Source organism: Treponema sp. R6D11, from assembly GCF_054786075.1.
Genome location: NZ_BDHD01000960.1, coordinates 1 through 433 on the forward strand (window position 1 = coordinate 1; position 433 = coordinate 433).

Annotated in this window: 1 protein-coding gene; it reads left to right on the plus strand. The window is 34.2% G+C overall.

Annotated elements, in window-relative coordinates; genetic code table 11:
• Positions 1 to 41 precede the first annotated feature (41 nt).
• The coding region (locus ACYVTD_RS17000) for a DHHA1 domain-containing protein (protein ID WP_461248826.1) at positions 42 to 433 on the plus strand (392 nt) is incomplete at its 3' end.

Here is a 433-nt window from a genome sequence, read left to right on the forward strand (position 1 = left end):
CTGGAAGGCTCGGTTCAAGCGATATATCTCTAAATCTTTTTATGACAGAAGATTTAGAAGAAGCAAAAAAGCTCGTTAAAAAACTAATCGAAATTAATAATTTTAGGCAAGCCTTAGTTGAAGAGGTATATAACGAAGCTAAGCAGCAAGCTGAAAAATATAAAAATGATAAAATCCTTGTCTTATCAAGCGAAAAATGGCATATCGGAATCGTTGGAATTGTCGCAAATAAAATCGCCGAAAATTTTTGCAAACCAACATATATACTAGTAGAAGAAGATGATGGAATGGCAAAAGGCTCAGCACGGAGTTATGCTGAGTTTGACATTTTTCAAAGCTTTGATTTTGTCGATGATATATTGGTTTCAAGTGGCGGTCATAAACTTGCTGGTGGGTTTTCTTTAGAAACAAAAAATATCCCATTGCTTAGAAA